Genomic DNA, 7,854 nt, shown 5'->3' on the forward strand with positions numbered 1-7,854 from the left:
CATGCGGGGCCGGACCGCCTCGCATATGCCGAGCGACAGCCTGTCGTGGAGCGTGCCGTTGCCCTCGGCGTGGAGGCTGTCCGCGTGGGGGAACGCGGAATGGTCGGTCGCGACGGCTATGGCGCCTTCGAGCTTCTCGTCGAGGGAGAGCCCCCTGTCGTCGAGGACCGCGCGCATCCCCTCGGAGCATTCCTCCGCGTAATGCGCGATCGCGGCGTCGAAGAGCCGCTGCTTCGAGTCGAAGTAGTGGTAGGCGAGGCCGGGCGCGACCCCCGCCTCGCGCGCCACCGAACGTACGGAGACGTTGTCGTAGCCCTTCTCGGCGAACAGCCGCATCGCCGTGTCGAGCAGCTCCGCTTTGCGCTCCTCCGGATCCTTGACGGTTCTCGGCATGTTCCCCCACCTCCTTCAAGCCGAAGGGTATCCTATTATTGAACAATGGTCAATATAATAATCTGACGATGAGGGCGAGTGCGAGGCGCCGATGGCCCGATGCCTCGCACTCGCTTCCGTCCTGAACCGGATACGGAATGCGATCGGGCTGTTTCCGAAAGCTCCCATCCACTCGTCAGGATAGGTCGTCTCGCTCGCTTTCAGCCCCTACCTTGATGCAGGCGTAGGCGACGAGCGTGCACAGCCCCATGCCCATTCCAATCAGGTGCAGCAGGAAGGCCATCCTATTCGCCTTCCTCTTCGCCTTCGTGCGGCTTCTCGGGGGCGGGCCCGTCCGGACGGCGCGCCATGAGCGCGGCGCAGGCTGCCGTCAGGGCGGCTCCCGCAAGGCAGGCAATGGGGATCAGTGGCAGAGAGTCGCCCGTTTTGGGCAGCTTGCCAGCAGGGGTTGAGGGTTCGTCCAGTGTCTCGCTGGGAGGTTCGACCAGGCTTACGCTCTGGCCTTCGTCGTTGGGGTCCTTGTGCTCGGCGACGACCTCGCCGTCGAGCGACAGCTCCTCGAACGCCACGACAGTATGCCCTGCGAGATCCGTCCCATCGAAGCGGAAAACGACCTCGACCGACCCGTCGGCATCCTCGGGCGTGAAGCGAACCTCGGCTGTAAGGGGTTTGCCGTTCTCCTCCACGGGCTTCGCCGAGCTGCGGTCTATCAGGGTGCCTGTCATAACGTATTCAACCCCGGGCTCGAGATTCTCATAGCGCACCTCGTCGACGATGGTCACGTCGTTGTCGGCGTAGGCCTCGTGGTCCCCGTCATCGCCGTCAGTTGCGGTTGTCTCGATCTCGGGAGAAGGCCCCGTGAAGCTCACGGTCTGTCCCTCGTCCTCGAGGTCCTCGTGGGAGGCGACCAAGGTGCCTTCGGAGTCGTAGAGCCTCTCGAAGACGACGGTGCTCCTGCCTTCGAGGGAGCTGGCGTCGAGCTCGAAGGAGACTACGGCGAACCCGCTTTCCCCCTCGGCGACGAAATTCGTCTCTGCCACGATCGCTCCGTCGCCGGTGTCCAGGGGCTCGCCCGTCTCCGGATCCATAAGGACGCCCTCGACCCTGTAGGCCTTCCCTTTCTCGAGCCCGCTGTAGAAGACCTGGTCGTCGATGCGCGCGGTCCCGTCGGCGGACGCTATGTGGTCCCCGTCTGCGGCGTCGGTCGCCACCGTCCCGATCTCGGGCGCTGCCTCGACGGCCACCGTCTGGTCGGCGTCCAGGATGTCTGCGTGCTCGGCGATGACCTCGCCTTCGAGCAGGATCTCCTCGAACACCACGATGTCGGTTCCCGCAAGCCCGGACGCGTCGAACTCGAATTCCACGTCCACCGTGCCCGAGGGGGAGATGGGCGCGAACGTCTTCTCGGCGACGACTTGCTCGCCGTCGACGACGAGGGGTTCTCCCGTCGCCTTGTCGACCAGTTCGCCGCGCGCCGTGAGCTCCTCGAGGGGCATGTTGGCGTACAAAACCTCGTCGACGATGACGGCGTCTCCTAGGGACGCGATGGAGTGGTCGCCGTCGGCCTTGTCGAGCGCCACCGTATCGATTCTCGGCTCGGGGACGTCGTCTACGGTCCCCAGGTCTATGTCCATCGGGGTCTCGGTGGTGTCCCGGTTCACGTTGAACGTGTCGGACCAGAGGGCGTAGCCCTCGTTCGCCTCGCAGCGCATCTCCTCGATCGTGTACTCGCCGTAGGGAAGCGCGCCGAGGGAGTCGTCGGGCGCGGCCTGCGAGCCGTGCTCGCCCGTTCCGAACCAGATGCCGGAGCCCTCGACGATGTCCTCCGAGTCGATGTAGTCCTCGTAAATCAGGGCGTCGTTCGCGTTCGCCGACCCCTCGCGGCTGTGCCATTCCGAAGACGTGGACAGCATGCCGTTCCTGTCGGTGACGGCGACGTGGGCCTCGCCGGTGGTGACGTTGGTGATGAGGAACGGGACGAGCCCGAGCTTTTCTCCGTGGACGGTTCCCTTCTTCTGGAGATGCATGTCGTGGCGCACCACCTGGTCGCTCCACAACAGCGCTCCGCCGTCCACGTCCGAGGTCACCACGATGCCGTCGCCGCGGACCTCGAACGTGCGGGGCTCGCCGTCGGTGAGCAGGTAGCTCTCGTTGGTCGCCGTCTCGGCGACGGTGTAGGTGCCGTAGGGCAGCGCGTCGGACGCGGTCTGCGCGGTGTAGGCCTGGGCTTCGGAGTTCCACGCCGTCTCGATGACGGCGACGACGCTGCCCGTGGGGTAGTAGGTCCCGCCGACCATGACGCCATGATCGGACACGTTGGTGATGGTGAACCCGATCCCCTCGAGAGAGGTTCCGAGGTATCCGTCGTCGGCCAGGTTCGAGTGGTCGGCGCCGCCGAGGGCCTCGCTCTCCCCGAGCTCGAGGTCGTTCTTCTGCACCTGGACGCCGCCGCGGACGACCTCGTTGAGGATGCCGTCGGCCTCCACGAGCTGGTCGAACTGCCCGTCCTCGCGGATCTCGACCACGTGGCTCACTATCCCCTCGCCCGTGTAGCCTTCGGGCGCTTTCGTCTCGACGACCTCGTAGGTGCCGTAGGGCAGCGCGCGCACGCCGGTGCTGGCGGTCCAGGCGTCGAGGGAGGCGTTGTACTCGGTCGAGAGGACCGCGACGACCCCGTCGGGGTCGACCATCTCGCCGTCCTGCAGCTCTCCGTCCCCGTTCCCGTCGTACCAGACGGCGGCGTCGGAGCGGTTGTAAAGCGTGAACTCGGCGCCTTCGAACGTGGCGTCGCCCTGGGCGTAGTTCCAGAACGTGCCGTCCTCGTGCTCATAGCGCTCGGCGTCGCCCTTGCCGATGATGAGGCCTCCGCGCTGCACGAGCTCGCCGAACTCGCCTTCGGGCGACACCTCGATGACCGCGTCGCCCGCCTGGGCCATCTCGGCGGTCACCTCGATGCGGTGGACCTTCCGGTCGGGCAGGTATCCGTCGGAGGGGGACACCTCCCTGATTTCCACCTCCCCGAGGGGCAGGTCGTCGAACACGATGGAGCCGCCGGCGGTCGTCCCTTCGACGGTCTCCGTCTCGCCGCCCCGCTCGAAAGAGGCCTGGTAGACCGCCCCGTCGAGGGTGGCGTCGCCCTGGGCTGCGGGCGCGCCGGTCTCGGCGTCGACCTTCTTCAGCACTATGCGCGCGGTGATGGGCGGCTCTTCCGACGAGAAGGTGTAGTCGTTGTCGGGGGAGATCTCGCGCACCTCAGGGTCGAGGGCATATCCGGGGGAGGGGCTCACTTCCTTGGCGTAGAACGTGTCCCTTGTCGCGCCCAGGCTCTCCGACTCGCCGGAGCCGTCGGCGCCGGTCGTGATCGTAGCCACGCGGTCGGAGTCCGCCTCGGCGTCGGCCGCGGATCGGTAGATGCCGTAGACCGCGCCGGCGAGCGAGTAGTCGGGGTCTTGCTGCGCCCATGACTCCGAGGCCGCCTTGGCGACCTTGACCGTCGTGCTGTACGTGAACGAGAGGATCACCTGGGTTGACGCGCCCGTGTAGAGCATGAAGGGCTCGAAGGACGAGGGAACCTCGCCCGTCCGGGAGGCGATGAGCCTGCCCGTCGCGCCCTCGTTGGAGACGGCGCCGGAGTCGTCGAAGCCCAGGACGTTCCAGGCGACCCAGTCCCGGAACGCCTCGGAGCAGCCGAACATCGCGTAGTTGCCGTCGCTCGAATAGGTGTCAGCCATGAGGATGTGCGCGAGCGCAGTGTACCGGTCGGGGGTCATGGCGCTCCCGTCGACCCAGCTGCCAGGCCAGAGGGACGCATCGAACCCGGGCGATCCGTACGAGAACCACATGTCGGCGGCGAGCTCGGCGGTGCGCCCGCTCGCCGCAGAGAGGGCTTGCTTGGGATACGATCCCGCTCCCGGGGTCGCCATCGAGGGGTTGCCGCACCATGCGGCCTGCCCGTCGACCTCGAACCAGTTGGTGAAATACGAGTCGTAGCTGATGATCCTGCCCACGGTCAGGCTTCCCGACTCCGCCGCATGGGCGCGTTGCGGGACGGCCGCAGGCGCCATCATGCCGATCGCGAGGAGGAGGGCGAGGAGGATCCTCGCCGCCTTGGTTGCTTGTCCCATCTTCTCCTCCTATCTCGCGTCACAGGCGAAAGGGCGCGTGCCGCCCCTCTCCATGCTCTCGGAGGCTCCCTTCGCCTCCGCGGCCCGCTCGGCCAGGCCCCTTCCGTCGCGTGCGTTCTCCTCCGCGTAGCGCTTCCTCGCCTCGGAGAGGGCGTCCCTTATCTGGGACGGCATAACGGCCATGGTCTCCTTCTCCCGCTTGCCGTCCTCCCCGACGATCGGTCTGCCCTCCGCGTCAAGGACCGACCTGCTCAGGCGCACCTCCCGGTCCGCGAGGAGCGGCACGTCCCTCCAGTGCTCCCCGCGGAACCTCGAGGGGTTCACGTAGAGCGGGCTGAACTCGTAGCCGCCGACATCCCTGCCGTCGATGACGGTGTCGGGAGGCAGGCGGACGACGTTGAACGACCTCTGCTCGCCCGTCCTTCTGTCCGTGTACTGGATTCCCTCGCGGACGAACGCCTCGTGGAGTGAGATGTAGACGTTCTTCTTCTCAGTCATTTCTTCTCCTTTCCGATGCTGTCTTTCGCGGCCGTGCCGTTTCCGCCGGCCGTCTTCAGGGGGAGCGCGCCGAGGTGTCCATCCGAATCACCCGCCCAGGATGTCGCGCGCCCACGCTCCGCTCTTCACGAGCGAGAGGATCAGGAGCACGCACATCGCAAGGTACTGGAGCGCGTAGGACAGCCCTCCGACGATGGAGTCGACCACCGGCGCGCCGACGCTCGCCGCGTTGAGCCCGCCCAATACGATGGGGAACGAGACGAGGAGCACGAGGATGATGATTCCGGCGAGGCAGACGGCGGCGAAGTTCTTCAGATATCCGACACCCATCTGCCTCGTCTCGTCGAGCGAGACGAGGGCGAGCGGGATGGGGCTGAACGCGGCCATCACGTAGATCTGGATGGCGCGCGCCCAGCTGACGACGAGCGCCACCACGTAGGCGACGATGACCACAAGCCAGCTCACGAGGGCGACGACGAGCATGGCGACCAGCGCCGCGACGTCGTCGTCCGTCGTCGTGGTCGACACGGCCTCGAGGTCGAGCTCGGATCCGGTTCCGAAAAGGCCCGTCACGCGGTCTATCGCGAGCTGGACCACCTGGTAGACCGCCTGCATGAGGTCGAAGCTGTTCTGGATCAGGAACAGGAACACTGCGAAGAAGACGAGCATGAACACGACCTCCTTGACCCCGGGCATGCTCGCGTTGCCGTCCATGCGCTGCGACACCTTAATGAGCTGGACGGTGAACACGAACGAGAGCATGCCGCAGCCGATGGGCAGGATGGCCGCCTCCCACACGCCGCGCACGAGGTCGTACATCGTCACGTCGCCCGCGCTCCCGAGCATCTGCGCGAAGTCTGCCGCGAGCACCCCGTCCGTGCCGATCGACCTGAGCATGTCGGTCTGCCCGGCGAATATCCAGTTGCAGGTGTCCCGCAGCACCCCGCACAGCCATGCGTTGATGTCCTCCGCGATCCCCGCGAACGCAGGTGCCGGGAGGGCGAGGGATGCGGCGCACGCGAGGACGGTGAGGGAGAACGCGAGCGAGAACCCGCGGCTCCCGACGGCCTTCGCGATCGTCTCTCTCATCGTCGCCCCCCCCCCTAACCGAGGACGGAGAACTCGCCGGACCGGTAGACCGCGGTGACGATCGTCGAGGCGTCGTCGTCCAGATGGAACGTGGCGCTGACGCGCCCGCCGGCGATGTCGACGAAAACCTCCCCGTCGAAGGAGGCGCTCGTGGCGGTGGGCGCGTGCCCTGTGGCCCACTCGGAGATCGCCGCCGCGAGCTCGTCGGTCCTACCGTCCACCAATGACGGGTAGGGCTCGGCGAGCCCCGTCACCTCGACCGTCCTGCCGGACATCGCCGTCCGGACGTATCTCCCGGAAAGGGAGAACCCGTCGCACGCGACCGAGGAGACCTCGTCGTCCTCGTCCAGGACGATCGTGGCCGACCTGCCCGCCGCGTCCCCGTCCTTCAGCAGCAGGACGTTGAGCCAGCGCTGGGCGCCCGAAGACCCCGACCCCTCCACCTCGAACGCGGTCATCGAGACGGAGGCCCCGTCGGATTCGACGAAGGATCCCTCGCGGAAGGCGAGCGTCTTGCCCGAGCCGTCGGCCGCTGTCCACGCGCTGCCCCGCAGTTCCTCCAGGACGGCGGCCGCCTCGTCGGGCCCCTCCCCGGCTTCGGTCCCCGTCTCCGGGCCCTCCTGCTCGGCGGGCTGTTCGACCGAGGCCGCGGGAGGGTCGGTGTCGGCCTGGCCCGCGGTATGCGCGATGGAGCAGCGCACCGCCGTCGTCGCGACGACTATCGCGACCATGCCGATGGCCGCGGCGAGCATCGCCTTGTTCTTCCTCTGCATGGGAGTCCTCCTGTCTCTTGGCTATCTGTAGCGGACGGCGCAGGTGAAGTAGGCGATCCCTGTCGCCCGCCTGCACACGTCCCCCGGCCTGGGCTCGTGGATGTACTCGTCTCCGCCTACGTAGATGGCGACGTGGCCGGGGCGCCATAGGATGTCCCCCGGCTCCGCCTCCGAGAGGGGGACGCGCTTTCCCGACGCGGCCTGGTCCTCGGAGTAGCGGGGTATGTCGATGCCCGCCTGCGCGTAGCACCATTGGGTGAGCCCCGAGCAGTCGAGTCCGACCCCGGGAATCGACCCTCCCCACACGTACGGCACCCCCAGCTGGCTTTCCGCCGCGGCGACGATCGCGTCGCCGTCGGCGACGCCCGCCCTGAAATCCTCCAGGCTCATCCCGTCGAAGCGCCTGAGGTCGTATTCGTCCATCGCCGCTTTGAGCGTCTCGACGTAGCTCGAAGAGGTCGCGTACCCCGCATCCTTCAGTCCCTCGGCCATCTTGTCCGAGTCGCACGAGGCTATGGCCTCCCGGATGAGGGCGTTGTCGACATAGGGGGGGCCGGACAGGAGGACGCGCGAGCGGAACACGATGCAGTCGCGATGGCTCTTGAACGTCGTGAAGTCGGCCATAACGCCCACGACCTGGCCTCCGACCTCCTCGCTCGTCGCCCAGGAGCTCTTGCCCGCGACTTTGGGGCACCCGAGGAACGAGGAGGACCACTTGATGCCGAAGAGGTTCTTGTCGCGCTCGGCGAGGGCCGAGAGGCCGTCGCCCTGCCCGCTCTCGCAGATGATCTGCGCGAGGGTGCAGCCCGCCGGATGTCCGTACTCCTCCTGGCACTCGAGCGCGGCCTCCACCATCTCCACCGTCATGTACGGAGGCAGCCCCTCGAGCGAAGCCTTCGAAGCCGCGTCGCTCCAGAACCCGAAGACCGCGCTCGCAATCTGGGAGACGGCCAGCGCTGCGAGAACGAAGCACAGCA

General features: G+C 67.2%; 6 protein-coding genes. All 6 read right to left on the bottom strand.

From position 1 onward, the window contains the following. Positions 1-393, bottom strand: a 393-nt coding sequence (locus GPA_RS06215) for a TetR/AcrR family transcriptional regulator (RefSeq protein WP_041239182.1), incomplete at its 3' end; no start/stop codon positions are given. Positions 394-677: 284 nt separating this feature from the next. Then, entirely contained in the window at positions 678-4,517 is a 3,840-nt protein-coding gene (locus GPA_RS06220) for a VaFE repeat-containing surface-anchored protein (RefSeq protein ID WP_015539322.1), read from the bottom strand. A gap of 9 nt (positions 4,518-4,526) precedes the next feature. After that, on the bottom strand, positions 4,527-5,015 hold the full coding sequence (locus tag GPA_RS06225) for a hypothetical protein (RefSeq protein WP_015539323.1): 489 nt from the start codon (positions 5,013-5,015) through the stop codon (positions 4,527-4,529). Between the two features lie 87 nt (positions 5,016-5,102). Further along, complete coding sequence (locus GPA_RS06230) at positions 5,103-6,104, bottom strand: type IV secretion system protein (protein WP_015539324.1); 1,002 nt, start codon at positions 6,102-6,104, stop codon at positions 5,103-5,105. A gap of 14 nt (positions 6,105-6,118) precedes the next feature. Beyond that, on the bottom strand, positions 6,119-6,877 hold the full coding sequence (locus GPA_RS06235; protein WP_015539325.1) for a hypothetical protein: 759 nt from the start codon (positions 6,875-6,877) through the stop codon (positions 6,119-6,121). A 21-nt stretch (positions 6,878-6,898) separates the two neighbouring features. Then, the coding region (locus GPA_RS06240; protein WP_041239183.1) for a C40 family peptidase at positions 6,899-7,854 on the bottom strand (956 nt) is incomplete at its 5' end.

This window comes from Gordonibacter pamelaeae 7-10-1-b, from assembly GCF_000210055.1.
Classification (GTDB): Bacteria; Actinomycetota; Coriobacteriia; order Coriobacteriales; family Eggerthellaceae; genus Gordonibacter; species Gordonibacter pamelaeae.

Coding starts and splice junctions, on each gene's coding strand:
- GPA_RS06220 (WP_015539322.1), bottom strand. CDS start 4,517: ATGGGACAAGCAACCAAGGCGGCGAGGATCCTCCTCGCCCTCCTCCTC.
- GPA_RS06225 (WP_015539323.1), bottom strand. CDS start 5,015: ATGACTGAGAAGAAGAACGTCTACATCTCACTCCACGAGGCGTTCGTC.
- GPA_RS06230 (WP_015539324.1), bottom strand. CDS start 6,104: ATGAGAGAGACGATCGCGAAGGCCGTCGGGAGCCGCGGGTTCTCGCTC.
- GPA_RS06235 (WP_015539325.1), bottom strand. CDS start 6,877: ATGCAGAGGAAGAACAAGGCGATGCTCGCCGCGGCCATCGGCATGGTC.